Below are 23,627 nucleotides of genomic sequence, written 5' to 3' on the forward strand. Positions count from 1 at the left end.
TGGGTTGATAATAGAGCTCTGTATTCCGTGTTTAGAGGAATATAGCTTACTCTTGCAGAAGGTTGTTGCTGGAGTAGGCCAGATATGGAATTTGGATTTAGATAAGTTTTTTGAACTAAGCTTGGTCGTTATGAAGGCCTTTGAAGGCACTACGAAAAGCGCTGGTTCAGGCAACTTTCGTCTCAGATTGTCCCGTTTAGACGAGGATACGATGCAGGTTGACATTGAAAGCGACAAGACAATTGACATGGAGACCTATAGATTGTTTTTACTACCTTACATTACTCAGGAACTTGAGAGATATAGGAAGGTCATCTTGCACTTATGACAGAGAAGGAGAAAAAACTAGCGTGGGAGCTTCTTGAACGGTATGCGGAAACAAGGGATCCTCGCATACGTGACACGCTTTTTTTAATGTATAAGCCGCTTGCAGATTCTGTGGTAAATAGATTTGCTCCTTATCAGATAGATAAGGATGACTTGCGACAGGAAGCATACCGTGCATTGGTTGATGCAATTGATCGATTCAACCCGTCGTATGGGAACTTGTTTGAGACTTTTGCTATTCCGACCATAGTGGGTAATCTTAAGCGCTATCTGAGAGACTATGGGTGGGCGATTAGCGTGCCTAGGAGTATGGTTGATATGGCCTATAGCATCCAGAAAAAGCTTCCTGAGATAGCCGAAAAATTGGGTCATGAACCCACCATAAAAGAAATAGCTGAAGAACTTGAGTTGGACGAAGAGCAGGTTAGTGAAGTACTTGCAATAATGGCAGTTAAGAATACGTCTAGCATAGATTCTAAAATTACCGATGAGAGTGACACCACAGGTGAAGAACTATTGGGACTCCTGAGTGATCGAGATTTGGAAGATGAAGCTCTGTTGGAGATAGCAGTGTCAGAACTACCTGAACCTGAACGTTTTATAATTGAAAAACGCTTAGAAGGTCTCTCTCAAAGTGAAATTGCAAAGCTTTTGAATATTTCGCAAGCTCAAGTCTCACGTTTCGAAAGAAAGGCAATTACTAAGTTAAAAGAGGCCATACATGGATAGGAAAAACCTGATGAAGGTCATTCTTCAAGGCGAAGCTGCTTTTTTGCTCATGGCTTTCGCCTTCTATCTTGTAGTTCGAAACCTGTCAACTATTTACGGGTGGATTGTTTTCTTAGCGTGGCTTACGTTTGCAATGTATGTCGTTGAAGCAGCAGCAAGGTTATTCAAGGTGCAAAAAAGGTTTGCTGCTTTGGTCGGGGTGATAACTGCTATCCTGTTGCTTATAGGATTGGGGATATCCATTTTTTATCTAATTCAGAGTATTATTCCACCGTTAACGAAAAGTATTGAGAACCTCGTAGCGTACTTACCGAAGCTTCAAGAAACGGTTGGGGAATGGGCGCAGAGAAGCGATGTTCTAACAAGGGTTTTAGACGAGATCTCAAGTGAGCTTCAGTCGTTGGTAGGTGCCGAAACAGTGAAAAACGTGCTTTTGACTGTTGGTAGATTCGTCACTTCATCTGGTGGCAGCCTTTTTCAAATTACACTAGCTGTGTTAGTTTCAGGTCTTCTTATACCTTACAAGGACAAACTTGTCAATTTCGCTGACCGTAAGCTGCCTGCTGCAAAATTCAAGCAGCTTGATGTAATGCTTGGGCAATACGCTCTACAGCGTTTGGTTAGTGGTTTTGCGCTCGGTGTAGTTCTCTTCATTGGCAATATCATAATCCTGAGGAATGGTGGCATGGCTTTGGGAATAGCAAGCCTGGCCTTTGTCTTGGATTTTATTCCTTATGTGGGGCCCTTTTTTGCTTTTATCATCAATGCCATTGTTGTTTTAGTTGTTTCGCCTAAGTGGCTGAGTTTACTCCTTAGCTTGATTATCTTTTTGACTGGGCAAGGTGTAGAACAGTTAGTAGCAGCTACCATGGCGAGTGTGCAGTTCTCCATTCCGTTTATCGTGGCCATTGCGTTAGTGATTTTTGGTGGTGTGGTAGCTGGCGTTCCGGGGCTCATACTCGGAGTACCTATTGGTGCCTATCTTATCAATCTGTGGAGTAAGCCGAAAGAGATATGATTGTCGCTGTGGATTTTGGGCTAAAGAGAATTGGTATGGCACGGAGTGATGATAGTGAGACATGGGCTTTTCCACATAAAACACTGGAAGGGAACGATTTGGAAACGAAACTCATTATCGAGCTGAAGAAAATCGGACCGAGGGTGGTAGTTTTGGGACTTCCCAGAAACATGGACGGGACTGAAGGGGAGATGGCTGTAGCAGTTCGAGCTTTAGGTCAGCGTTTGGAGGATGTTGGATTCACTGTGGATTTTTGGGACGAGAGGCTTACGTCTAGGTTGGTTTCTCGTCAAGACCCGCGAAGCTTGAAAAAAGCGATAAAAGATAAGGGTAAGGTTGATTTGATGTCAGCTGTGCTAATATTACAGGAGTATATTAATGCGAGGAGGAGAACAAATGAACCACAATGAAGAACACGAGCATAATCACGAGGAAATGGAAGAAGTCATCATATCCTTTACAGACGAAAATGATGTGGAGCATCAATATGCCCTTATTGAGGAACTATCCGTAGGCGAAGCTCTGTACGGAGTTTTTGCTCCTGTTGAAGAAGAAGGCGACCTGTTGGTATTTCGTATAGAAGACGACCAGCTAGTGGAGATTGAGTCTGATGAAGAATTCGAGAAAGTAAAAGAGGCTTGGGAAGCTCTGTTGGAAGCTGAAGACGAAGAAGAAGAGGAAGAGTAGTAGTTTATTAGACACATAGCTTTAAAATTGACTTGACGTGTTCAAGATTGAACTGATTTTAGGAAAAGCTGATGTAGGCGTTGTACAGACTTTGATTGAAGGGCTGGACAACGCCTATTCTATGATGGGGACTAGCCGTATCTCGGATGACAACTACAGAATGACTCTTCAAGCTACTAGCTTTTGCCTAAAAGAACTTATTTCAGTTATTCTCAGCTGCATGCTGCAGGGAAATGTGAAGTCCTTCTTAGTTACCACTTGGGAAGACTGACGTTGGACAACAATACCTTTAACACAAGCCTCTACGGCGGTATAAATGATTACGTAGCTGCAGCCCACGAATTGGCGGCTTCTGATCTTCACTTTGTTCCAGCCGCTGATCGTGTAAATGTTTTCACTCGCACTAACGGTGATATGCACTTTCAAGGTGCCATTAACCACAGCGAATACGATCGATTGCTTAATGCTTTCAAGTTCTCGAGTGGGTTAGACGTTGCTGACAGCAGAGTTCCACAAGATGCACGATTATCTATGCCTACCAGAGATGGCACGTTATTCCTGCGCGTTTGTATCTTACCTACAGTTCATGGAGAATCCTTAACATTGAGGTTACCAACTAAGGACCAGTATGCTTCCTTTGTCGATCTGGGCATGGATTCCAAGCAGGCTGCTTCGTTCGAGGAAGCGATCAAGTATGGTAAGGGAATTGTGTTAATAACTGGACTGACAGGCTCAGGCAAGACTTCTACGTACTATACAACATTGAGGTTCTTGCAGAACGATGGCATGAAGATCATTAGCCTCGAAGATCCTGTGGAACAGTTCTTAGATGGTGTAGTGCAAGTGGAGGTGGGGGAAGAGGTTGGATTTGGATACAAAGAAATAATTAGATCGGCGCTAAGGAGTGACCCTGATGTCATAGCAATTGGAGAAATAAGGGACGAAGAAACAGCCAGGGCGGTTATCAACGCGGCTTTTTCGTCACGTCTAGTCATTGCCACTATGCACAGTCGTGACCTATCTCATGCACTCAGGAGGCTCTTGTACTTTGGAGTTTTGGCCCAAGACATAGAAGCCACTATTTCTTTTTTGATTCATCAGCGGCTGATCACCTTACGAAGCAATGAAAAGATGTACCGGACAGCTGTTTTTGCAGTAAAAGATGGTGCTATTAGCTGCTCACAGCCTTTTCTGGGAGAGCTCACAAGTCTCACCTACGATTGCATCTGCCGTCGGCTGGGGAATTATTCACACTTTGGTCAAGAAATTGTTAAAATTGATAGTGATTTGGAGGGGATAGCCTTTGGACATTTTTGAGCTCCTTAGGAAAACAACGGATTTAAAGGGTACCGATTTACATTTGACGGTTAATTTACCACCCATGATTCGCATTGATTCGGTTCTTCACCCTTTGGGAGATCAGATCTTAACTCCTGAGGATACCGCTGCTATGGCTGCGCAGATCCTACCCAAAACGCAGGAAACTATTTTCAAGTCCCAGCTAAATGCCGATTTCTCGTTTGGTGTTACTGGCCTTGGTAGATTCAGGGCAAATGTGTACCTGCAGCGGGGAAGTGTTGCATTAGCCATAAGACGGTTACCTTTTGACGTTCCTTCTTCTGAAGAGCTTGGGCTACCAAAAATTGTCACTGATTTGGCGAAGAAGAAGATGGGTATGGTCATCGTTACAGGTCCTACAGGATCTGGGAAGTCAACTACCTTAGCGTCCATTATAAAGACCATAAATGACTCTTTCCGATATCACATCATTACACTTGAAGACCCTATTGAATACACTTTCAGACACAACCTCTCAATTGTTAACCAGCGTGAGGTGGGAAATGACGTGCTTTCATTTGCCGAAGGTCTTCGGGCTGCCTTAAGAGAAGACCCTGATGTGGTTATGTTAGGAGAGATGCGTGACTTAGCTTCAATTTCAGCAGCGCTAACCTTGGCCGAAACGGGGCATTTGGTTCTAACGACTTTGCATACGAAGTCAGCAGCAGAAACCGTGGACAGAATTGTGGACGTATTTCCTCCGAACCAACAGCAGCAGGTCAGAACTCAGCTTTCTAGTGTGCTGGAGGGAATAGTTTCTCAGCGCCTTTTGCCCAAAAAGGGTGGGGGATTGATTTTGGCGTATGAGGTTCTTATAGCAACTCCTGCCGTGCGTTCGCTTATCAGAGAAGGGAAAACTCATCAAATACCGTCTTCCATTCAGACGGGTTCATCTTTTGGCATGGTTACCATGGAAAACAGGTTATTCGAACTTCTGCAAAAGGGTTTCATTGATGAAGATCAAGCCATGGAAACGGCGAATTATCCTGATGTATTAAAAAGATTGATAGATGCTCAGAAAAAGTAATAGTAGTGGCAGGAAAGGTTCACAGGCCGCAGAGGATTTTCTGATCGATGTGGCACAACTGATGGCTGGAGGATATAGCATGTCCGATAGCGTCGTTATATTAAGTCAGGAGTCCAGATACGGCTTGGTGCCTGCATTGCTCAAAGACTCACTTGCTGAAGGCCTTGCGTTCTCTGAGGCTCTGGAAAGAATCCCTACCATCATAGATCCGGTGATAAGTATGTACATACGATCTGCAGAGGAGACAGGAAATCTGACACATGCCATGCAGGAAGTTTCTACAAGAATATTAGCTGGTAGAAAGTGGGATCAGATGGTGTCAGAAATACTCTTTTACCCACGTCTGGTACTTGTTGCAGTCACGCTGATTTTGGACGCATTTTGGTTGTTTTTCTTACCATTCATTGAGAGTTTCCTTTATTCTATGGGAATGGAGGCAGTGTTTTGGACAGAATTGGTGAGCCTGTCCAAGTCTTTTATGTGGGCACTTCCCCTTATAAACATTGGAAGCGCTTGGGTAGCATTTAGTGATGGACTGGTTTCTATGCTGGTGCCAAGAAGTGTAAAAACTTTGAGTAAGGATGTTTGGTTATTCAGCTCATTGGAATCAATGCTACAGGCTGGTTTGCCAATGGGAACTGCCATATTGACTCTTTCTCATATAAGTACCAATATTAAAGGTGAGCAACAAACCTTGATGAGGTTATATGAGCGATTAAAGTCAGGAGAAAGGTTAAGTATGGCCATGAGTATGGAGGAAGGACGTTGGGATTCCACTGTAATTTCACGCGTTGCTATCGCTGAGAAAAATGGGGTCCTGAACCAAGCTTTGAGTTCGATTACTTCGCAGCTAGAACACAGAAGGCAGATGACCATGGCACACTATGTTCAGGCGCTAAAATCTTTCTCGGTTTTAATGGCGGGCTTGGCTGTTTTTGGAATTACCTACTCGGTTTACAAACCTATGGTTCAAATGTTGATAGATCTAAGTGGTATTTAAGGAGGTGTTGTTTTTGAACATAGAAAGTCTGCTGCAAGGAGCAGATGCCCTTTTTATTAACGACCGTCCCACCCTGCGCTGGTTGAGTGGATTCACTGGCGACGAAGGTTATGCTTTAGTTACTAATGACGTCAAGTTGCTTCTGGTGGATTCTCGTTTTACTGAACAAGCTCTTTTAGAAACCAAAGGCTTCGAGGTTATTGAATACAGGCCACCGTTAGTCGATTTCCTTAGTGAACAAGGTTTCCTAAAGGGTACCATAGCCATTAATGGTGACTACATCAGTTACAGGCTATCCTCTAAGTTGGCTGAGAATGGAGTTAAGCTAATGGACGTAGGGGAGGAGATACTCCTTCAACGTGCAGTAAAGACGCCAGAGGAGATTGACTACATTAAACAAGCTATCTTCATAGCAGAGGAGGCTTTTAGGAGATCCTTAGGCAGCATTAAACCTGGAGTAAGCGAGAAGGAATTTGTAGCTGAACTAGAGTACCAAGCGCGCAAGTTAGGCAGTGAGGGGATGGCTTTTGATACCATTGTGGGCAGCGGGTGGAGGGGTGCATTGCCACATGGTGTAGCCAGTGACAAGAGAATTGAAGACGGTGACTTGGTTGTAGTGGACTGGGGCTGTGTTTACAAGGGCTACTGCAGTGATTTAACACGCACAATCATTGTCGGTAATGCTGACGCGAAGGCCATGGAGGTTTTGAATGTTGTACTGGAAGCTCACCGCTTGGCAGCTGAAGCAGAAGAATTCACTTTTGGTTCTGATCTGGATGCCATCGCTAGGGATTACATAACTAGTAAGGGTTTTGGTAAATACTTTGGTCATGGGTTGGGCCATGGTATTGGACTTCAGATCCATGAGTACCCTTCACTTTCTGCCAGGACACAGCATCAGCTCATAGATGGTCATGTCTTTACCATTGAACCTGGCATTTATCTACCTGGAGAATTTGGTGTGAGAATTGAAGATGACTACGCCATATTAGGGGGTAAAATTAATAAGCTAAGCAACTTAGAACAGGTCATAATGGTATAATTATGGGAAGCGAGAGGTGATGAGATTTGATTTCAACTAACGACTTAAGACCGGGCATCATAGTTGATTTGGATGGTACATTGTACCTAATCGTTACTGCTCAACATGTAAAACCAGGAAAAGGTTCTGCTTTTGTTCGCGTGAAAATGAAAAAATTATCGGATGGGTCTACTATTGAGCAGACGTTCAGAGCTGGAGAAAAAGTTCAAAGGGCTTATTTGGAAACAAAGCAAATGCAGTATTTATATTCTGACGGCGAGCATTTTGTTTTCATGGATACGGATACTTATGAGCAAGTCACGCTCTCGGGTGACATAATGAGTGATGTACAGCAGTGGTTAAAAGAAGGCATGATGGTTAATGTCCAGTTTTATCAAGGAAAAGCGGTAGGCATAGAAGTACCAACTTTTGTTGAATTAGAGGTTGTTGAAACTGAACCAGGAGTTAGGGGTGATACCGCCCAAGGAGGCTCAAAACCTGCTAAGTTGGAAACTGGAGCTGTTGTGCAGGTTCCCTTGTTCATAACGGAAGGTGACATTATTAGAGTCGACACTCGAACTGGGGAATACGTAGAAAGGGTTGGTTAATTGTGCATTTAAGGTCTGAAGACATAGTTGTTCTAAGGGCGGCTCTTGCTCTAAGCTTAATGGAGGTACCTGGGGTAGCTAAGATGTCTCCTAAAGAGGCTATTAACAGGGTTCAGCTTTCTAGAGCCGCTGATGAGAAACTTTTGATTTCCATAAATGTGGACTTGGAAACAAATGCTGATCTGGGTGAAGTAAAAAACAGAATAAAGGATTTTGTCAGAAGGGTTCTATTGGCATATTTTGACAAAGAGCTGGACTACGACATTATTTTGGAAATCGAAAATGTCAAAGAGTAGAGGAAAACTTTTTGAAACAGGGCGAGAACTTTTGCTTCAGGAACTGCTCGGTTATGAGTTGGGTTTGACCAGCCAAGAAGATCTTTGGCCCAGGCTAAAGGTTGCCTTGCCAAAATCTGACAGAGTCAAACGTCATATAAAACGTCTGCTAAATGCTTATCTGGAAAACCGCGAAGAGATTGATATATGGATTGACCACAGTTTGAAGTCTAAGTCTTTTGCAGCTTACAGTGATTTAGAAAAAATGATAATGAGACTGGCTGTCGTAGAAACTCGGTTTTTTGGTGACGAAAAGATGATGCCGATTATTGTGAGCACTTGGGTAGATATTGCTAGGCGTTATGTTGACGAAAGTTTTGCTAAAGCAATACATGCCATCATGGGCACGTGCTATGAGGAACAAAATGCAGATACAGGATTATCAAAACCTTAAACAATGTGATTTGAAATCACTTAAGAATTTGGCTCAGGAAATTAGATCATTCATATTAGAATCAGTCCACAAGCAAGGTGGACACGTAGCGTCTAATCTGGGTATGGTGGAGATAACTTTGGGCATAGCCCAAGTTTTTGACCTTGATCAAGATGCTGTTATTTTTGATACCTCTCACCAAAGCTATACGTATAAACTACTGACACGAAGATCCGAAGATCTGCCTACTATTCGGACGTTGGGCGGATTATCGGGATTTACAGATCCAGTTGAGTCAACTTATGATAAGTACTATGCTGGTCACGCTGGTACAGGCTTAAGCCTTGCTTACGGTGAGGCAATGGCTAGAAAACTAAAAGGGGTGCCCGGGCGTGTGCTCGTAGTGGTAGGCGACGGTGCTCTGACCAACGGCATTAGTTATGAAGGATTAAACAACATAGGTGCCAGTGGGCTGCCCATAGTGATCATTCTCAATGACAATGAACACAGCATTTCTAAAAATGTGGGAGCTATGGCTGCATATTTGGCCAAACTAAGATCTTCAGGTACCTACAAGAGCATGAAAAACTTCGTTACAAGCACTCTGAGAAAGGCTGGGGCTAAGAACATTGAAGAAGCTCTTGAAAAAGCGAAGTTGGCACTCAAGGAAGCGTTTCAGTTAGATACGTTCTTCGAGAAGCTTGGAATTGTGTATTTAGGGCCCTTTGATGGGAACGACTTGGAGTCTGTGCTTATAGCTCTGGAAATAGCTCAGAGTTTTGATAAGCCAACGGTGGTTCACTTCTTGACAAGAAAGGGCGCAGGCTATGAGCCCGCAGAAAAGTCTCCGGTGGCATTCCATAGTGCGGCTCCGTTCAATATTAGAACGGGCGAAATGAAACCTGAAACTTCGAGAACCTTTACAAAGGCATTTGGGGACTTTATGGCTGAGATTGGCAAAGACACTGATGTGGTTGCACTCACAGCTGCCATGACTGACGGTACTGGGCTCAGTCAATTTGCAGAGAGATATCCAGACCGTTTTATTGATGTAGGTATTGCAGAAGAACACGTGGTACTAACTGCTAGTGCAATGTCGTCTCATAGTCTTAAGCCTGTTGTGGCAGTTTATTCCACCTTTTTGCAGCGCTCCTATGATCAACTCTTACATGACATAGCACTACCAAAAAAGCACGTGGTGTTTGCTTTAGATAGGGCCGGGCTTGTTCCGTCGGATGGCCCAACCCATCAAGGTCTATGGGATATTGCCTATGCTTTGCACGTACCAAACAGCCGAATTTATACTCCTTTTGATGAAGAGTCCCTCGTACGGTCATTACGGGAGGCTCTGGAATGCGATGTTCCTTGTTTTGTGCGCTACCCTAAAGCAGTACTGACACAGGTGGAGCTCGAAAACCATGGCAGCTTTGTCTATGCAGGCTTTGGACAAGATGTCACATTGGTCGCTTATGGCCCTATGGTAATTCAGGCAGCTGATGCTCTAAACCATTTGAAGAACTATGGCATTATGGGGGAGGTTTTTGGTCTTTGGCAGGTTCGTCCCCTGCCCGATGGATTATGGGAGCATCTTCAGGGGAAAAGAAGCATTTATGTAGTGGAGGAAGGTATTAAAGACTATGGCGCTGCAGCTTTTCTGAGAAGTTTGGGACTGGAAGTGTACTCCTTGGGTGTTGCAGATCCATTTGTTCCTGCTGGAACCAGAGAGCAACTTCTTCAACTGTGCCATTTGGATGCTGAGGGCATAGCAAAAAGAATAACAAGGCGTGAACTGTTGCGTCGCCCGCTGAAGCAGGCGAAAACGGGCTTTTCGCCATCAGAACCTTCTGTAGTACCATCATTAGTTAGAAAAAGACCAAGCTAGGTAGATCCTTTTTCATTTATCACAACGTGCATGAGTGAGAATGTTTTTTGTTTTCCTTTCTTTTTGAATTAAACTTATAATGATGGGTGGTACAGTACGTTTTAAAAGTTTTCATATCGAATCGCATCTGTGGAAAACTTCGGCTTTTGAGGTTGTAGAGCTTTTTAGACAAACGGCTCGAACTAGGGGTCTTGAAGAAACAACGTGTCAAGATGCCGATGTCTTAGTAGCAATTGGTGGTGATGGAACATTTTTGCGCACGGCGCAAATGGCTTTCACATTCAAGAAACCTTTTTGGAGTCTTGGAACCGGGAGGCTGAACTTTCTTCCAAACAATGTTCCTGACATTCACAAAGCCATGGCAGATTTTTTCGAGGGTGACTTAGAAGTAGAGTATTTACCTGTTTACAGGTGGTTACTCGGAGAAAAAGATGTGTCTTCTCGATCTGGTTTTTTTATAAACGATTTGGTAGTAGCAAAACCGGGTTACGACACTACCATAACCCTTAGGGTCCTCGTAGACGGGAGGGACATCATATCTGCGGTTGGGGACGGAGTTATTATAAGTACGCCTTTGGGTTCTACTGCTTATAACCTTTCGGCTGGTGGGCCGGTGATGGACAGAGGAGTAAGAGGATTTTGCGTAACACCGCTAAACGCCCACCAAACTAACCTTAGGCCCCTCATAGTACCTGAAGAGCGAGAAATCGGCGTGCAAGTCATTGAAGCATACAAAGGGGCTGTAGCGGTGGCTGATGGAAGCACCAGTTGCCAGCTCCCGGTGTCAAAGATGATCAGAATCTGGAGTTCAGGGGAAGTTGTAAAACATCTTATAAACCGAGATGCTATGACTTTCTACGAGAGAGTCATTAGAAAGTTCGGTTGGTTAGGTTCATGATTTCGAGTGTAAAATTCAGTGGTTCCGATGTCATTGAAGATGTTTGCCTTCCTTTTTCAGAAGGTTTGAATGTTATAACAGGCGAAACGGGTACAGGCAAGACAGTACTCATAAACTTGCTTGGCTATACGCTGGGCTTTCCATTACAGATCCCGTTCTTTCTGAAGAAGGGACAGGTAGAAGTTCGCTTCTCACAAGGACAAGAAGAGTACGTTGTGAAGCTACAGTTGGGTGGTAGTAGGCGAACGTTGGAATTAAACAGCCAGCGGGTTGGCAAGAAACAACTTAGAACGCTGTTTCAAAACCGTGTTATTTTATCTTCACAATTTGACTCTAAGATATTAGAATCTTCTGAGCAAATTCTTAGTGTGCTTGATTCATTTGCCGGTTTAGGAGACCTTCATAATACCTACATTTCGGTTTTTGGCAAACTAAGTGAAGTAGACAGCTCTCTGAGACGGTTAACAGAGCAGCTTTCTCAGTCAGCAAAAGTGAGGGAAAGTCTACAGTCAGAGCTTGAAGAACTAAGAGCCTTCGGTCCCAAAGAGGGGGAGTATGAGGAGCTAAAGAGCTTGCTACTGAAAATCAGTGAAAAGGAGCATATAACTGAGGCTAGACGGCAAGTAGTTGAAATCCTTCAGGAAGAATCACCGTTTTATGAAGGTTTAAAAAGCTTACGTGCGGCACTTTCATCTCTGAGTACGTTCTATGAGGACGCTTCTACTACTCTAAGACTTGTTGACGAACTTCGCCGCGGCTTAGAAACATTGAAATCGGGGTCGGAGGAGCTTGAAGTTAATCAGTCTAACGTTGACGAGATCAACGAACGATTGTTCAAGTATGAGAAGTACTTTCGTCGATACGGATTTGGAGAGTCTTCGATTATTGGCAGAATTCATCAGCTCGAAGCGGAACTTCAGCAAATTGATAACCTGCCCGACAGATTGGAGGAACTTAGCAAAAGCAGAGAGATGCTAAAAAGCCAGCTTATTGCAGCTGGCCTAGAGTTAGCTAAAAGACGCAGAAGTGCCGTTGAACGGGCTTTATCAGACATGCAGATGTTCCTTCGTGAGACCAATGTGGAAGGCGATTTTTCGTGGCAATGGGTACCAACAGAGAACAGCTCGTTGGGCTTGGAAATTCCGCAAATTGGCATGGTAAGATCTGGACAGTTTGTTCCTGCTTCTGCTCTTTCTGGCGGAGAAAAGAATCGACTTTTACTCGCTTTTAGAGTAGTATTTAGTTTCCCCAATTCAGTTCTCATATTTGACGAGCCTGATGCTGGTCTTGGGGGCGAAACGCTTTCGAGACTAGTAAACCTTCTTAAACGGGTGTCAGAGAATAGGCAGATCATATTAATTACTCACAATCCGCAAGTGGCAGCTGCTGCCAAGAGTCACTTCTTGGTGGAGAGAATATTAAACGATGATAAAATGCGTGTTAAAATAAACTTGTTGCAAGGTCAAAGGAGGATCCACGAAGTAGCAAAGATGATAGCTGGACAGTACGTTACTGCCACAACGCTGGAATTAGCCAGCGAGCTGGTTAACCGACTCTCAGGAGGTGAACCGTTTGGAGAAGTTTATACTGGTGATTAATCCTGGGTCTACTTCTACGAAATTAGCACTGTTTCGAGCTTTGGAGAATGAAGTTGAAGTTGCAGTTGAAGAAAATGTTTCGGTGCCCGTAGACCTATTAGAGCAGAAGCCTCACTACGTCGATCAAATTGACTTCAGACTACAGCAGGTATTGGAGTTCATTGACAAACACGGTGTTAGATCTGACCAAATACTTTGCATCGCATCCCGTGGTGGTCCCATAAAACCATTGCCTGCTGGAACCTATCAAATCACCAAAGAAATAGAACAGGACATAATGCAGGAGCGCATATTAAGCCCTCACAGCTCACTCATAGGACCTGTTGTGGCCTTTAGGCTTTCTCAGGAGTGGGGTGTTCCCGCTTATTTCACTGATCCAGTATCGGTGGACGAATTCATACCTGAGGCTAAGATCAGTGGATTGCCCGAGATTCCACGCTACAGTGCGCTTCATGCTCTCAATTTAAGAGCTGTGGCAAGAAAGTACGCTGAATCCAAAGGAAAATCAATAGATGAACTTACGGCAGTGATAGCCCATTTGGGTGGCGGTTTTAGCATTGCTGCCCTAGAAAAGGGAAAGCTCATCGACTCAACTAACCCCAATGAAGAGGGCCCTTTTCAGCTAGAAAGGGCAGGTTCTTTGCCAGTCTCGGACTTCGTAAATTACATCTACGAGAATTGGCCTGATCAAAAGAATTTACGAAGACGTATATCTGGGAAAGGCGGGTTAGTAGCCTATTTTGGCACAAACGATTTTAGAGAAATACTAAAGCTTGCAAAAGAGGATAAAGACAAAGCTTTGGTGCTTGAGAGCATGTATTACCAGGTTGCAAAGTACATAGCTGCCATGAACGCAGTGCTTCGGAATGAGGCTGAAGTTATCATCTTCACCGGAGGTATTGTCTACAATGACGAGGCTGTGGATGGAATAAAGCGGTACAGCAGTTGGCTTAAAAAACCTTATGCCATTTACCCTGGTGGGTACGAGATGGAAGCTTTGGCGACCGGTGCGTTTAGAGCTTTTAAGGGTATTGAACCTTTACGTGTTTATGGGGGTACCGACTAATATGGCTATAAACAGTTTACAGAGCTTGCTGGACATGGCAAAGAAAAGTAAAAATCAGAGAGTAGCTGTTGCAGGCTTTGACGAGGAATCAAAGCAAGCCATAGAAATAGCTGCAAATGAGCTAGGCTTGGCATTTACGGTATTTGATTGGCGCTTCCATGGAGAAATGGGACTGCCGTCGCAGGTGGAGTTTGTGAATTGTTCATCTCCTGAGGAAAGTGCGTTTCAAGCAGCAAAAGCAGTTTCCAATGGACATTGTTCCATAGTTATGAAAGGGTTTGTAAGCACTTCAACCTTTTTAAAGGCCATATTGGATAAGAGTTTATCGTTGAGGGGCAAGGGGCTTATGTCTCATTTGGCCCTTTTCGAGGTCCCCACATATCACAAAATCATTGGTGTGACTGATGGTGGCATGATAATAGCTCCCGATTTAGAGCAGAAGGTTCAAATAATTGAAAATGCTGTGTCGTTTTTTGATGCGATGCATTACGAGCAAATCAAGGTTGCTGTTCTCTGCGCTGAAGAAAGGCCGAATCCCAACATGCCCTGCACCTTGGATGCTGCAGTTTTGAGAACGATGAGTGAGCGTGGTGAGTTTGGCAAGAACGTACTAGTAGACGGACCATTGGCTTTTGACTTGGCTTTTAGCGCTAGAGCTGCTCAAGTAAAAGGTGTGAGCTCACCAGTAGCAGGCGATGCGGACGTGCTGCTTGTTCCTGATATTGAAGCTGGTAATCTGCTGGGCAAAAGTTTTTCTTTCCTCTGTGGAGGTAAAATGGCGGGGTTGGTGTTAGGTGCAAATTGTCCTGTAATTTTGCCGTCGCGTTCTGACAGCGACGAGAACAAGTTTTATTCAATCGTGGCAGCTGTTGCCTTCACAGGAGGTGCTCAGTAATGGGATTTCAAATATTAACCATAAACCCGGGTTCTACAAGTACGAAAGTTGCCTGGTTTGATGATGATAAGTTGGTTTGGAAGGATTCAGTGGAGCACGATGCTGTAACGCTGTCACAGTTTCCTAGTATTGCTGCTCAGTTTGAACTGAGAGCTTCAGAAGTGGAAAAAGCCGTAGAAAAGCACGGCAGTGATTTGAATACCCTCGATGCTGTTGTGGGACGTGGCGGTTTGCTTCGCCCCATCTCCAGTGGTGTGTATAGTGTGAATGAGACCATGCTTAAAGAGCTTATCGATGCACGCTATGGTGAGCATGCATCAAACTTAGGCGCTCCCATTGCCCATGCTATAGCATCAAAAGTCGGGTGTCCTGCTTTCATTGTTGACCCGGTAGTAGTTGACGAAATGGATGACATTTCCAGGCTTAGCGGTTGGCCTGAACTTCCTCGAAAGAGTATTTTTCATGCTCTAAATCAGAAAGCAGTTGCTCGTCGCGTGGCAAGGGATTTTTTCTCAGTACCTTATGAACAGCTCAATCTCATAGTAGCTCACCTAGGTGGTGGCATTAGCATTGGCGCTCACAAAAAGGGACGCGTTGTGGATGTGAATAACGCTCTTGGTGGAGAAGGACCTATGAGCCCTGAAAGAGCAGGGACCCTGCCCATCATGAAACTGGCAGATTATCTGTACGAGCACAAACCTGATAGAAAAGAGTTTTCTAAGAAGCTCGTTGGTAAAGGTGGATGGGTAGCCCACCTAGGAACAAATAGTGGTAAAGATCTAGAGGAACGTGTAAAAAATGGAGATGAACATGCAATACTTATCCTAAAAGCCACCGGTTATCAAATTAGTAAGTGGATAGCTCAGATGGCTGTGGCGCTAGCAGGGGAAGTAGACGGAATAATCATAACAGGCGGGCTGGCATATATCCCTGAGTTAGTTGACTTTATTCAGGAAAGAGTCCTCTGGATCGCTCCTGTTTTTGTTGTGCCTGGAGAGGATGAAATGCTGGCTTTAGCAGAAGGCGCTCTTAGAGTGCTACGAGGACAGGAGGAAGCGAAGACATACTAGCATGATTGCTCAATTAAGCACGTTTTTCGATGAGGAGAGTTTGATTGCGCTAACAGGACCTCGTGGTTCAGGTAAGACAGAAATTGCAATTAACTTGATGGCGAATTTCGACAATGTTCAGGTTTACGACGCTGACATGTACAAACCTTTGATGAGAGCTCGAGATGTCGCAATGGGCGACCGAAGGGAAGGAAGTATAAACCCTCAGTGGAAATACATGGATACACCTGTTATTGAATATACTCCTGAAGTATGGTTGAAACAAGGACTTAAAGTAGTTCTGGACATGGGTGGTGGCGAACTTGGACTGGTTCCCTTAACCACCATGAAGAACTTGCTGCGGGATAGGAACATATTGTTTTACGTAGTGGTTAATCCTTATAGGCCGCAAGCAGAGTTTTTGGTAAGACGTGTTCTGTCCATGCTTCCTGAACCACCGAATTTTATTCTGAATCCACATCTATTGGATGAAACGGATGCGGATGTGGTTCTCCATGGTTTGGAACTTTATAAGGAAATGCACTTGCCTGAGCCAAGCATTTTGGTACTGTTGGAACAAGTGGCTAAAGAGGTCGAGAAGGTGGTAGATTTACCACTTTTCCCAATAAGAAGATATTTGCAAATGGAGGTGTAAGAGCATGAGTGAACAGGCTCTGAAAGTTGTCATCGATGAAGAGCTATGCAAGCAATGCGAGCTCTGTGTCGCAATTTGTCCCATGCATGTGCTGAGGATTTCTAGCAAAATAAACAGCAAAGGTTTCCACCCTGCAGAGCTTTTTGACAATGACAAATGCATAAGCTGTGGATTTTGTGCTATGACATGCCCTGAAAGGGCTATCGCTGTTTACAAGCCGGAGGTGGAAAAAGCATGAGTGAACGCATATTGATGAAGGGTAATGAGGCTGTTGGCGAAGCAGCAGTGAGAGCCGGTTGTAGATTGTATTTCGGGTACCCCATAACACCTGCTAGTGAAATTGCAGAGTACATGGCATACCGCTTACCACAGGTGGGAGGAATATTCATCCAAGCCGAGTCTGAGCTCGCTGCGTCGAACATGGTCTATGGTGCGGCAGCAGCGGGAAAGTATGCCATGACGGCCTCAAGTAGTCCTGGTATATCCCTTATGCAGGAAGCGCTTTCTTATATGGCAGGAGCGGAAGTTCCAGGTTTATTTGTGGATGCTGTACGCGGCGGTCCAGGACTGGGTGATATTCAGGCTGCTCAGAGCGATTATTTCCAATTGACCAAAGGCGGTGGCCATGGCGACTATCATTTAATTGTGTTCGCACCATACACCATACAAGAGGTCATAAACATTATGCCCGTCGCATTTGAGACTGCTTTTAAGTATAGAAACCCTGTTGTGATTGCCATAGATGGTCTAATCGGCCAAATGATGGAAGCCGTGGAATTTCCATACTTTGTTAACCCAGATGAGATCGCGTTGCCAGATTGGGCACTGAGCGGTAAATTCCGTCATGGGAATAAGAAGAACGTAAATACTTCGCTGGAATTGGATCCAGAAAAACTTGAAGTCATTAACTGGCGTTTGCAAGCAAAATATCGTGAAATAGAAGAAAAAGAATCGAGATACGATTACGTAGGTGTGGACAATCCTGAGACACTGGTGGTTGCATATGGTACAGTAGCCAGGGTCACTATGTCGGCGCTTAAGAAGATGCTTGGTGAAGGTAAGAGTATAGGGCTATTTAGGCCAATAACCATATGGCCGTTCCCAGGTAAGGCGTTAGCTCAAAAGGCTGCCAATGCAAAACGTATTGTGGCACTGGAAATGTCTGCTGGCCAAATGATTGAGGATGTGAAGTTAAGCGTGTTCGATCCCAATAAGGAATATGAGTTCCATGGACATCCAGGCGGAACAACATTTACGCCTTCCGAAATAGAGCAAATACTAAGAGGGTGATGTGCATGAAGATAGTTTATGAGAGACCAAAAACATTGGAAAAGGTGGTGAACCACTATTGCCCTGGTTGTCACCATGGCATATTGCACGCTCTCATCGCTGAAGTCTTGGATGAAATGAATCTGGCTGACAAGACTGTTGGCGTGGCCCCGGTAGGATGCGCTGTCATGGCATACAACTACCTAGACATTGACTGGATAGAGGCACCGCATGGACGCGCAGTAGCCATAGCTACGGGTATAAAACTAGCTCATCCAGACATTTTGGTGTTTACCTATCAAGGAGACGGTGATGCGGCATCGATTGGCCTAGCTGAGACGCTTTATGGCGCCATTAGAGGAATAAATGTGACCACGTTCATGTACAACAACGCAATTTACGGCATGACAGGCGGACAGATGGCTCCTACCACACTCATAGGCATGAAAACTACTACATCTCCCTATGGAAGAGATCCTAGACGCGAAGGTTATCCAGTGAAAATGGCAGAAACTATTGCTTTGCAAGATGGTACGGCTTTTTCAGTCCGGAGTGCGCTTTTTAATCCGAAAGCTATCACTGAAACTAAAAACCACATTAGGCACGCTTTTGAGCTTCAAATGAATGGTGAAGGATTTACATTCCTTGAAGTAGTTGGCACTTGCCCAACTAACTGGGGAATGACTCCTGTAGAAGCCAGCGAATTTGCAAAGAATGAAATGGTGAAGACATATCCGCTTGGGATTAAGAAAGATGTAAAAAGGAGTGAGACAAGATGACGCGCAACGTAGTCGCAGCTGGTTTTGGGGGCCAAGGCGTCATGCTGCTAGGGCAAATCTTGGCACTGGCAGCAACTCAGAAGCAGCTAAACGCCACCTGGTTACCTTCATATGGTCCTGAGCAACGTGGGGGAACAGCAAACTGTACGGTTGTGGTTTCTGACGAAGAAATTGGATCTCCTGTGGTGGATAAACCCATGTATGTGGTCATTATGAACAACCCGTCCATGGAAAAGTTTGAAAAGATGGTGGAACCAAATGGCACTGTTATTTTGAACAGCACTCTTATAACATTGGAGCCCAAGCGTACTGATGTAAATTACCTTAAAGTTCCAGCCAATGAATTGGCAGAGCAGGCTGGTTCACAGAGAAGTGCAAACATGGTTATGCTCGGAGTCATCGGTTGGCTCTGGAAAGACATTTTCACATTGGAAGAGTTGGAGCAGGCTATGGTCGAAAAAGTTGGCGACAAGCGTCCACAGCTGGTTGAAACCAATAAAAAGGCCATAGAACTTGGATATGAATTCGCCAAAAACCTTGTTTAAGGGAAAATTCCTTGAGCTTGAACTGATACAGGAGAAATATGAAGTTGTAAGGCGCCCAGCAGCTGTGGGCGCCTTGGTTTATTGGTGTAGCCAGGAAAAAATAGTTATGGTAAAACACAAGCGGCCCGCTGTAAACGACTGGGTGTGGGAAATAGTGGCTGGCATTGTTGAACCTGGTGAAAGTTTGATAAATGCTGTAGAAAGAGAAGTTATGGAGGAAGTCGGGCTCACTGTTAAAAGTGTTGTGGGCCTTGGATCTTTCTATCCTACTCCTGGCTACAGCGATGAAGTTATCCATCTCTTTTACGTAGAGGCTGACAACAGCAAACTTAATAGGAACGACACTGATGAAGATTTAGAGCCTTTTGCGCTTAAAATTGAAGATGTATGGAAGCTGGAGCACAAGGACATGAAAACATTACTCTCACTTTACTTAAGCAAAGCAAAAGGCTTGTTGAAGAATATGAACAATGGCTAGTCCTAAGAAAACAAGCTTCACCTAGGACTGTACGTTCTTACCTAAAGGATGTTGACGATTTCTTAGCTTTTGTGGAACAGGAGCGTTCCACCGACATTGAGTTGTTTAAACAGTTCCTTCACGATAAGGGACTTTCTCCTTCAACCGTAGCGAGAAAACTTTCAGCTGTTTCTTCTTTTTCTGCTTTCCTTAGAAGACAGGGTATAGCACTTGAATTTGAAAGGCCAAAGGTAAAAATACCTCAAAAGCTCATGCAAGTGCCTAACTGGAATGATCTTGACCAGCTTGTAGACGAAGTACAAGATCACGAGGTGAGATTGGCGCTAAGAATGATGCTCCATTGTGGTTTACGAGCTTCTGAAGTACTTGAACTTCGATGGTCAGACATAGGCGACGATTATATGCTGGTTAGAGGGAAGGGTGGAAAACAGCGCATGCTACCCGTATCTGAAGCCATCAGAACAGATATTGAGTCAATCAAGAGAAAGGGTTCTTATGTGTTTTGCGACAAAAAAGGAAAGAAAAGGTCTAGAGTCTGGCTGTGGCGAAAGACCCGAGCTTTTCTAGGTACACATCCTCACATTCTCAGACACGCTTTTGCCACTGAACTTACTAATTATGCTGACATCAGGGTTGTACAAGAATCTCTCGGACACAGTGATATAACAACAACCCAACGTTACACCCATGTTTACCGCGAAGCTCTCAAGGAGCTCGTGGAAGGAAAGAGTTTATTAGGAGGCGAAACCATAGATGACGATGAAAGAGAAGGTATTTAAACGTGTTTTCTTAGTTGTCATTGACAGCTTTGGCGTTGGAGCAGAGCCTGATTGGGCAGAATATGGGGATGACCCAAGTTTGAACACAGCGCTTCACGTCATCGACGACAGACCTGCTCCGTCTTTTTTGTGGAGCAGAGGACTTGGTTACTTGCTTAAGGAAGAACCAATAAAACAGCCCAGCGTTGTGGCAAAACTGCAGGAACTCTCTAAAGGGAAAGACTCTACTACTGGGCACTGGGAAATTGCAGGATTAGTTATGACTACACCTTTTCCAACCTATCCCCATGGTTTTCCTCCAGAGGTTATGGAGGAATTTGAACGTAGAATTGGCACGAAAACACTGGGAAACTTTCCAGCTTCAGGAACTGAAATAATCAAACAATTAGGGGAAGAACATATGCGCACTGGTTATCCCATTGTTTACACTTCGGCAGATTCAGTTTTCCAAATAGCTGCTCACGAAGACGTCATACCAGTGGAAGACTTGTATCGGATGTGCGAGATCGCTCGAGAACTTCTTACTGGCGACCATGCCGTTGCAAGGGTCATAGCTAGACCTTTTGCGGGGAAGCCAGGTGAATTCTACCGTACGCCCAGAAGACGTGATTTTTCTCTTCCTCCGCTGGGGCATACCATACTCGATGAACTTGTGGAGAAGGGAATACCTGTAGTTGCCGTAGGAAAAATCCATGATCTTTTCGCGGGTAGAGGAATCTCTCAGAGTGTGCACACAGAAAATGACGCTGAGGGAATTAAGGCTTTGCAGGAGTTATCGAAAACTTTCCAACAGCGAGGACTAGTTTTTGCTAACTTGGTAGATTCTGATATGATTTATGGGCACAGAAGAAACGTAGAAGGCTATTATCAAAACATAATGATGATCGATGAAGGACTGAGCTTGCTCTATGATAATCTAACAAACGAAGATTTGCTTATCGTTACTGCAGATCATGGTAACGACCCCACATTCCCTAAACATACTGACCATACTCGAGAATACGTGTCCTTTATAGCCTGCTCACCGAGTTTTACTGAAGGCTCTTTTCTGGGAACGCTTCGTGGATACGTGCACATAGCACAGACAGTGATTGAAGCATTAGGAGTAGAAAGTGCAAGAAAGTGGGGAAGAACTCTTTTGAAGGAGGATGTATAAAAGTGGACATCAGAGACATGGTGACTGAAACTATTCAATTCTTAGAAAAGAAGATGGACAGACCTGATGTTGCTATAATCATCGGTTCTGGTCTGGGTAACTTAGTTAAGAGAATGGACGTTAAAGTTCGAATACCTTACCACGATATACCTCATTTCCCAAAGAGTACCGTGAAAGGTCATGCTGGCGAAATCCTTTCAGGGGTCATAGGTAAGAACAAGGTTATGGCTTTTAGTGGCAGATTTCACTACTATGAAGGCTACAGCATGGCAGAAGTTACCTACCCTGTCAGGGTAGCCAAACTATTGGGAGCCAAATTGCTCATTGTAACTAATGCGGCAGGAGGATTAAACCCTAAGTTCCATGTAGGTGATTTGATGCTCATAACCGACCATATCAACTTCATGGGCGTGAATCCCTTAATAGGTCCAAATGTGGAAGAATGGGGTCCCCGCTTTGTTGACCTTTATCACGTTTACAGCGAGCAGCACATGAATAAGCTACGTGAAATAGCAGTCAGGAAAGGTTTAACTCTGCGTGAGGGTGTGTACTTAGCTGTTTCCGGTCCTACGTACGAAACTCATGCTGAGTTGAAAATGATGCAAGGATTCGGAGCAGATGCAGTGGGCATGAGCACAGTTCCAGAATGCATTGTAGCTGCACACATGAGCCTACCCGTATTGGGTGTATCTGTGATAACGGATATGGCTCTCCCATATATCATTCAGGACATCAGTCATGAGATGGTATTAGCGGCGGCGGAAGAAGCCAGTGAAAGATTAAGTGATCTGATTTGGGAATTTCTTCAGGAGGTGACCTTGTAGTGTTACCTCAGGAGTTCATAAGAGTAAAGCGAGACGGTGAAAAACATACCAGGGATTCTATGAAAGAATTCTTTTCACAGTACCTCAATGGTAATGTAGCTGATTACCAAATTTCAGCTTGGTTAATGGCAGCGTTCTTAAAAGGTTTGGACGATGAAGAAACATTTTGGTTAACTGAGCAAATTGTTAGTAGTGGCGAAAAGCTGGATCTCAGCGACATAGATGGAATAAAAGTGGACAAACACTCTTCTGGCGGTGTGGGTGACAAAGTCTCCTTGGCCATAGTGCCACTTTTAGCGTCAACGGGCTTAGTAGTTTCTAAAATGAGTGGCCGTGGTTTAGGACACACAGGAGGAACCATCGACAAGCTGGAATCCATTCCTGGGCTGCGAACCGAGTTCTCTACAGAGGAGTTCAAGGCACTCTTGAGACGTGCGGGTTTAGCCATCGTCTCTCAGTCCGAAAGCCTAGCACCTTTAGATAAGAAGCTCTACAGTTTGAGAGATGTAACTGCAACTGTGGAATCTTTACCTTTGATTGCTTCCAGCATAATGTCAAAGAAGATTGCCGTAGGCAGCGACCTGGTAAGTTTGGATGTAAAACTAGGTAATGGGGCATTCATAACTAGCCTGGAAGATGCCAAAGAGCTTTGCAGAATCATGATGAGCTTAGCTGAACAATTTGGTAGAAAGGTGGAAATTCATGTCACCGACATGAATGAACCACTGGGATGCAGTGTTGGCAACTCTCTTGAAGTAATCGAAGCTTTGGAATTCCTCAAAGGCAAGGTAGAAAACAGGTTCGCTACACTGGTAAAGGAACTGTACAAAGATACTGTGAACAGTACAGGTGTAGAAGCTCCTGACGTAGATCAACTTATCGCTTCAGGTAAGCCCCTGGAGAAGTTTGCACAAATGATAGAGGCTCAGAGTGGAGATCCTAAAGTGGTAGAAGATTATTCCTTACTTCCCATGGCCAAAAGCGTTCATGAACTCAGAGCACAGCAGTCAGGCTATTTGACGTTCGTAGATACAAAGGAAGTGGGCATGGCAGTAGTTGAGCTGGGTGGCGGACGAAAGAAAAAAGAAGACAACATTGATCATGGCGTTGGTATAAAGTTCCTTGTTGAAGGTGGTAGCAAAGTCGATGCTGGTGATATCGTGGCGCTTGTGTATTTCAATAATGAAAATACCCTAAATAGTGCACTAAAGAGGCTTGAGCATGCTTTTACTATAACGGAGACAGAACCCCAGGAGCGGCCACTTATTTGGTGGAGTAGTTACCAATAATT

General features: G+C 44.4%; 29 protein-coding genes. All 29 read left to right on the forward strand.

Annotated features, from left to right (window positions below; translation table 11 throughout):
* Positions 1–4: 4 nt before the first annotated feature.
* The 29 genes from COPRO5265_RS03580 (at position 5) to COPRO5265_RS03720 (ending at position 23,625) form a co-directional block, all read left to right on the forward strand.
* Complete coding sequence (locus tag COPRO5265_RS03580; RefSeq protein ID WP_041735669.1) at positions 5–328, forward strand: hypothetical protein; 324 nt, start codon at positions 5–7, stop codon at positions 326–328.
* Positions 325–1,056, forward strand: coding sequence for a sigma-70 family RNA polymerase sigma factor (locus COPRO5265_RS03585; protein ID WP_012544273.1), 732 nt, complete (start codon positions 325–327; stop codon positions 1,054–1,056). Before COPRO5265_RS03580 ends, COPRO5265_RS03585 begins: the two co-directional genes overlap by 4 nt.
* Positions 1,049–2,074: an AI-2E family transporter gene (locus tag COPRO5265_RS03590; protein ID WP_012543801.1), complete on the forward strand. Its 1,026-nt coding sequence runs from the start codon at positions 1,049–1,051 to the stop codon at positions 2,072–2,074. Before COPRO5265_RS03585 ends, COPRO5265_RS03590 begins: the two co-directional genes overlap by 8 nt.
* A complete protein-coding gene (ruvX, locus tag COPRO5265_RS03595) occupies positions 2,071–2,484 on the forward strand; it encodes a Holliday junction resolvase RuvX (protein WP_012543874.1) in 414 nt (137 codons plus the stop codon). Before COPRO5265_RS03590 ends, ruvX begins: the two co-directional genes overlap by 4 nt.
* The gene (locus tag COPRO5265_RS03600) at positions 2,471–2,761 is read left to right on the forward strand and encodes a DUF1292 domain-containing protein (protein ID WP_012544595.1); all 291 of its coding nucleotides are present in this window, start codon (positions 2,471–2,473) and stop codon (positions 2,759–2,761) included. The genes ruvX and COPRO5265_RS03600 overlap by 14 nt, the downstream gene beginning before the upstream one ends.
* Before the next feature lie 37 nt (positions 2,762–2,798).
* Positions 2,799–3,032 carry a hypothetical protein gene (locus COPRO5265_RS03605; protein ID WP_012544745.1) on the forward strand — a complete coding sequence of 78 codons (234 nt, stop codon included), beginning with the start codon at positions 2,799–2,801 and terminating at the stop codon, positions 3,030–3,032.
* Between the two features lie 2 nt (positions 3,033–3,034).
* Positions 3,035–4,078, forward strand: coding sequence for an ATPase, T2SS/T4P/T4SS family (locus tag COPRO5265_RS03610; RefSeq protein WP_012543873.1), 1,044 nt, complete (start codon positions 3,035–3,037; stop codon positions 4,076–4,078).
* On the forward strand, positions 4,065–5,126 hold the full coding sequence (locus tag COPRO5265_RS03615; protein ID WP_012544179.1) for a type IV pilus twitching motility protein PilT: 1,062 nt from the start codon (positions 4,065–4,067) through the stop codon (positions 5,124–5,126). Before COPRO5265_RS03610 ends, COPRO5265_RS03615 begins: the two co-directional genes overlap by 14 nt.
* Positions 5,110–6,126, forward strand: a complete 1,017-nt coding sequence (locus COPRO5265_RS03620) for a type II secretion system F family protein (protein ID WP_012543535.1) — start codon at positions 5,110–5,112, stop codon at positions 6,124–6,126. The genes COPRO5265_RS03615 and COPRO5265_RS03620 overlap by 17 nt, the downstream gene beginning before the upstream one ends.
* Before the next feature lie 4 nt (positions 6,127–6,130).
* On the forward strand, positions 6,131–7,168 hold the full coding sequence (locus COPRO5265_RS03625; RefSeq protein ID WP_012544586.1) for an aminopeptidase P family protein: 1,038 nt from the start codon (positions 6,131–6,133) through the stop codon (positions 7,166–7,168).
* 26 nt (positions 7,169–7,194) lie between these two features.
* Entirely contained in the window at positions 7,195–7,755 is a 561-nt protein-coding gene (efp, locus tag COPRO5265_RS03630) for an elongation factor P (protein ID WP_012544516.1), read from the forward strand.
* Between the two features lie 2 nt (positions 7,756–7,757).
* Positions 7,758–8,051 (forward strand): hypothetical protein, encoded by a 294-nt coding sequence (locus COPRO5265_RS03635; protein WP_012543842.1) that lies wholly within the window; start codon positions 7,758–7,760, stop codon positions 8,049–8,051.
* Positions 8,038–8,484, forward strand: coding sequence for a transcription antitermination protein NusB (locus COPRO5265_RS03640; RefSeq protein ID WP_012544677.1), 447 nt, complete (start codon positions 8,038–8,040; stop codon positions 8,482–8,484). Before COPRO5265_RS03635 ends, COPRO5265_RS03640 begins: the two co-directional genes overlap by 14 nt.
* Entirely contained in the window at positions 8,456–10,345 is a 1,890-nt protein-coding gene (dxs, locus tag COPRO5265_RS03645; RefSeq protein WP_012544716.1) for a 1-deoxy-D-xylulose-5-phosphate synthase, read from the forward strand. Before COPRO5265_RS03640 ends, dxs begins: the two co-directional genes overlap by 29 nt.
* 79 nt (positions 10,346–10,424) lie before the next feature.
* Entirely contained in the window at positions 10,425–11,243 is an 819-nt protein-coding gene (locus COPRO5265_RS03650; protein ID WP_012544443.1) for an NAD(+)/NADH kinase, read from the forward strand.
* Entirely contained in the window at positions 11,240–12,841 is a 1,602-nt protein-coding gene (locus COPRO5265_RS03655; RefSeq protein ID WP_041735679.1) for an AAA family ATPase, read from the forward strand. The genes COPRO5265_RS03650 and COPRO5265_RS03655 overlap by 4 nt, the downstream gene beginning before the upstream one ends.
* The gene (gene buk / locus COPRO5265_RS03660; protein ID WP_012544271.1) at positions 12,807–13,907 is read left to right on the forward strand and encodes a butyrate kinase; all 1,101 of its coding nucleotides are present in this window, start codon (positions 12,807–12,809) and stop codon (positions 13,905–13,907) included. Before COPRO5265_RS03655 ends, buk (COPRO5265_RS03660) begins: the two co-directional genes overlap by 35 nt.
* Before the next feature lies 1 nt (position 13,908).
* Positions 13,909–14,802: a phosphate acyltransferase gene (locus COPRO5265_RS03665; RefSeq protein WP_012543943.1), complete on the forward strand. Its 894-nt coding sequence runs from the start codon at positions 13,909–13,911 to the stop codon at positions 14,800–14,802.
* Entirely contained in the window at positions 14,802–15,872 is a 1,071-nt protein-coding gene (buk, locus tag COPRO5265_RS03670) for a butyrate kinase (RefSeq protein WP_012544774.1), read from the forward strand. The genes COPRO5265_RS03665 and buk (COPRO5265_RS03670) overlap by 1 nt, the downstream gene beginning before the upstream one ends.
* A 1-nt stretch (position 15,873) precedes the next feature.
* Positions 15,874–16,506, forward strand: a complete 633-nt coding sequence (locus COPRO5265_RS03675) for a nucleoside/nucleotide kinase family protein (RefSeq protein WP_012544053.1) — start codon at positions 15,874–15,876, stop codon at positions 16,504–16,506.
* 4 nt (positions 16,507–16,510) lie between these two features.
* The gene (locus COPRO5265_RS03680) at positions 16,511–16,744 is read left to right on the forward strand and encodes a 4Fe-4S dicluster domain-containing protein (protein ID WP_012544412.1); all 234 of its coding nucleotides are present in this window, start codon (positions 16,511–16,513) and stop codon (positions 16,742–16,744) included.
* The gene (gene vorB, locus COPRO5265_RS03685; protein ID WP_012543710.1) at positions 16,741–17,796 is read left to right on the forward strand and encodes a 3-methyl-2-oxobutanoate dehydrogenase subunit VorB; all 1,056 of its coding nucleotides are present in this window, start codon (positions 16,741–16,743) and stop codon (positions 17,794–17,796) included. Before COPRO5265_RS03680 ends, vorB begins: the two co-directional genes overlap by 4 nt.
* Before the next feature lie 5 nt (positions 17,797–17,801).
* Complete coding sequence (locus tag COPRO5265_RS03690) at positions 17,802–18,554, forward strand: thiamine pyrophosphate-dependent enzyme (RefSeq protein WP_012544496.1); 753 nt, start codon at positions 17,802–17,804, stop codon at positions 18,552–18,554.
* Positions 18,551–19,099 (forward strand): 2-oxoacid:acceptor oxidoreductase family protein, encoded by a 549-nt coding sequence (locus tag COPRO5265_RS03695; protein ID WP_012543807.1) that lies wholly within the window; start codon positions 18,551–18,553, stop codon positions 19,097–19,099. The genes COPRO5265_RS03690 and COPRO5265_RS03695 overlap by 4 nt, the downstream gene beginning before the upstream one ends.
* Complete coding sequence (locus tag COPRO5265_RS03700) at positions 19,074–19,577, forward strand: NUDIX hydrolase (RefSeq protein ID WP_041735683.1); 504 nt, start codon at positions 19,074–19,076, stop codon at positions 19,575–19,577. Before COPRO5265_RS03695 ends, COPRO5265_RS03700 begins: the two co-directional genes overlap by 26 nt.
* Positions 19,487–20,356 carry a tyrosine-type recombinase/integrase gene (locus COPRO5265_RS03705; protein WP_012544012.1) on the forward strand — a complete coding sequence of 290 codons (870 nt, stop codon included), beginning with the start codon at positions 19,487–19,489 and terminating at the stop codon, positions 20,354–20,356. The genes COPRO5265_RS03700 and COPRO5265_RS03705 overlap by 91 nt, the downstream gene beginning before the upstream one ends.
* Entirely contained in the window at positions 20,331–21,512 is a 1,182-nt protein-coding gene (locus COPRO5265_RS03710; protein WP_012544861.1) for a phosphopentomutase, read from the forward strand. Before COPRO5265_RS03705 ends, COPRO5265_RS03710 begins: the two co-directional genes overlap by 26 nt.
* A 17-nt stretch (positions 21,513–21,529) precedes the next feature.
* Entirely contained in the window at positions 21,530–22,336 is an 807-nt protein-coding gene (locus tag COPRO5265_RS03715; protein WP_012544320.1) for a purine-nucleoside phosphorylase, read from the forward strand.
* Complete coding sequence (locus COPRO5265_RS03720) at positions 22,336–23,625, forward strand: thymidine phosphorylase (protein WP_012543549.1); 1,290 nt, start codon at positions 22,336–22,338, stop codon at positions 23,623–23,625. Before COPRO5265_RS03715 ends, COPRO5265_RS03720 begins: the two co-directional genes overlap by 1 nt.
* Positions 23,626–23,627 lie beyond the last annotated feature (2 nt).

Origin of the sequence: Coprothermobacter proteolyticus DSM 5265, assembly GCF_000020945.1 — a bacterium.
In the GTDB taxonomy this organism is placed as follows: Bacteria; Coprothermobacterota; Coprothermobacteria; order Coprothermobacterales; family Coprothermobacteraceae; genus Coprothermobacter; species Coprothermobacter proteolyticus.

What these genes read in the sequence shown, in the direction of transcription:
- COPRO5265_RS03585 (WP_012544273.1), top strand. Translation starts at nt 325, where the DNA reads ATGACAGAGAAGGAGAAAAAACTAGCGTGGGAGCTTCTTGAACGGTAT.
- COPRO5265_RS03590 (WP_012543801.1), top strand. Translation starts at nt 1,049, where the DNA reads ATGGATAGGAAAAACCTGATGAAGGTCATTCTTCAAGGCGAAGCTGCT.
- ruvX (WP_012543874.1), top strand. Translation starts at nt 2,071, where the DNA reads ATGATTGTCGCTGTGGATTTTGGGCTAAAGAGAATTGGTATGGCACGG.
- COPRO5265_RS03600 (WP_012544595.1), top strand. Translation starts at nt 2,471, where the DNA reads ATGAACCACAATGAAGAACACGAGCATAATCACGAGGAAATGGAAGAA.
- COPRO5265_RS03620 (WP_012543535.1), top strand. Translation starts at nt 5,110, where the DNA reads ATGCTCAGAAAAAGTAATAGTAGTGGCAGGAAAGGTTCACAGGCCGCA.
- COPRO5265_RS03640 (WP_012544677.1), top strand. Translation starts at nt 8,038, where the DNA reads ATGTCAAAGAGTAGAGGAAAACTTTTTGAAACAGGGCGAGAACTTTTG.
- dxs (WP_012544716.1), top strand. Translation starts at nt 8,456, where the DNA reads ATGCAGATACAGGATTATCAAAACCTTAAACAATGTGATTTGAAATCA.
- COPRO5265_RS03650 (WP_012544443.1), top strand. Translation starts at nt 10,425, where the DNA reads ATGATGGGTGGTACAGTACGTTTTAAAAGTTTTCATATCGAATCGCAT.
- COPRO5265_RS03655 (WP_041735679.1), top strand. Translation starts at nt 11,240, where the DNA reads ATGATTTCGAGTGTAAAATTCAGTGGTTCCGATGTCATTGAAGATGTT.
- COPRO5265_RS03665 (WP_012543943.1), top strand. Translation starts at nt 13,909, where the DNA reads ATGGCTATAAACAGTTTACAGAGCTTGCTGGACATGGCAAAGAAAAGT.
- buk (WP_012544774.1), top strand. Translation starts at nt 14,802, where the DNA reads ATGGGATTTCAAATATTAACCATAAACCCGGGTTCTACAAGTACGAAA.
- COPRO5265_RS03675 (WP_012544053.1), top strand. Translation starts at nt 15,874, where the DNA reads ATGATTGCTCAATTAAGCACGTTTTTCGATGAGGAGAGTTTGATTGCG.
- COPRO5265_RS03680 (WP_012544412.1), top strand. Translation starts at nt 16,511, where the DNA reads ATGAGTGAACAGGCTCTGAAAGTTGTCATCGATGAAGAGCTATGCAAG.
- vorB (WP_012543710.1), top strand. Translation starts at nt 16,741, where the DNA reads ATGAGTGAACGCATATTGATGAAGGGTAATGAGGCTGTTGGCGAAGCA.
- COPRO5265_RS03690 (WP_012544496.1), top strand. Translation starts at nt 17,802, where the DNA reads ATGAAGATAGTTTATGAGAGACCAAAAACATTGGAAAAGGTGGTGAAC.
- COPRO5265_RS03695 (WP_012543807.1), top strand. Translation starts at nt 18,551, where the DNA reads ATGACGCGCAACGTAGTCGCAGCTGGTTTTGGGGGCCAAGGCGTCATG.
- COPRO5265_RS03700 (WP_041735683.1), top strand. Translation starts at nt 19,074, where the DNA reads ATGAATTCGCCAAAAACCTTGTTTAAGGGAAAATTCCTTGAGCTTGAA.
- COPRO5265_RS03705 (WP_012544012.1), top strand. Translation starts at nt 19,487, where the DNA reads ATGGAAGCTGGAGCACAAGGACATGAAAACATTACTCTCACTTTACTT.
- COPRO5265_RS03710 (WP_012544861.1), top strand. Translation starts at nt 20,331, where the DNA reads ATGACGATGAAAGAGAAGGTATTTAAACGTGTTTTCTTAGTTGTCATT.
- COPRO5265_RS03715 (WP_012544320.1), top strand. Translation starts at nt 21,530, where the DNA reads ATGGTGACTGAAACTATTCAATTCTTAGAAAAGAAGATGGACAGACCT.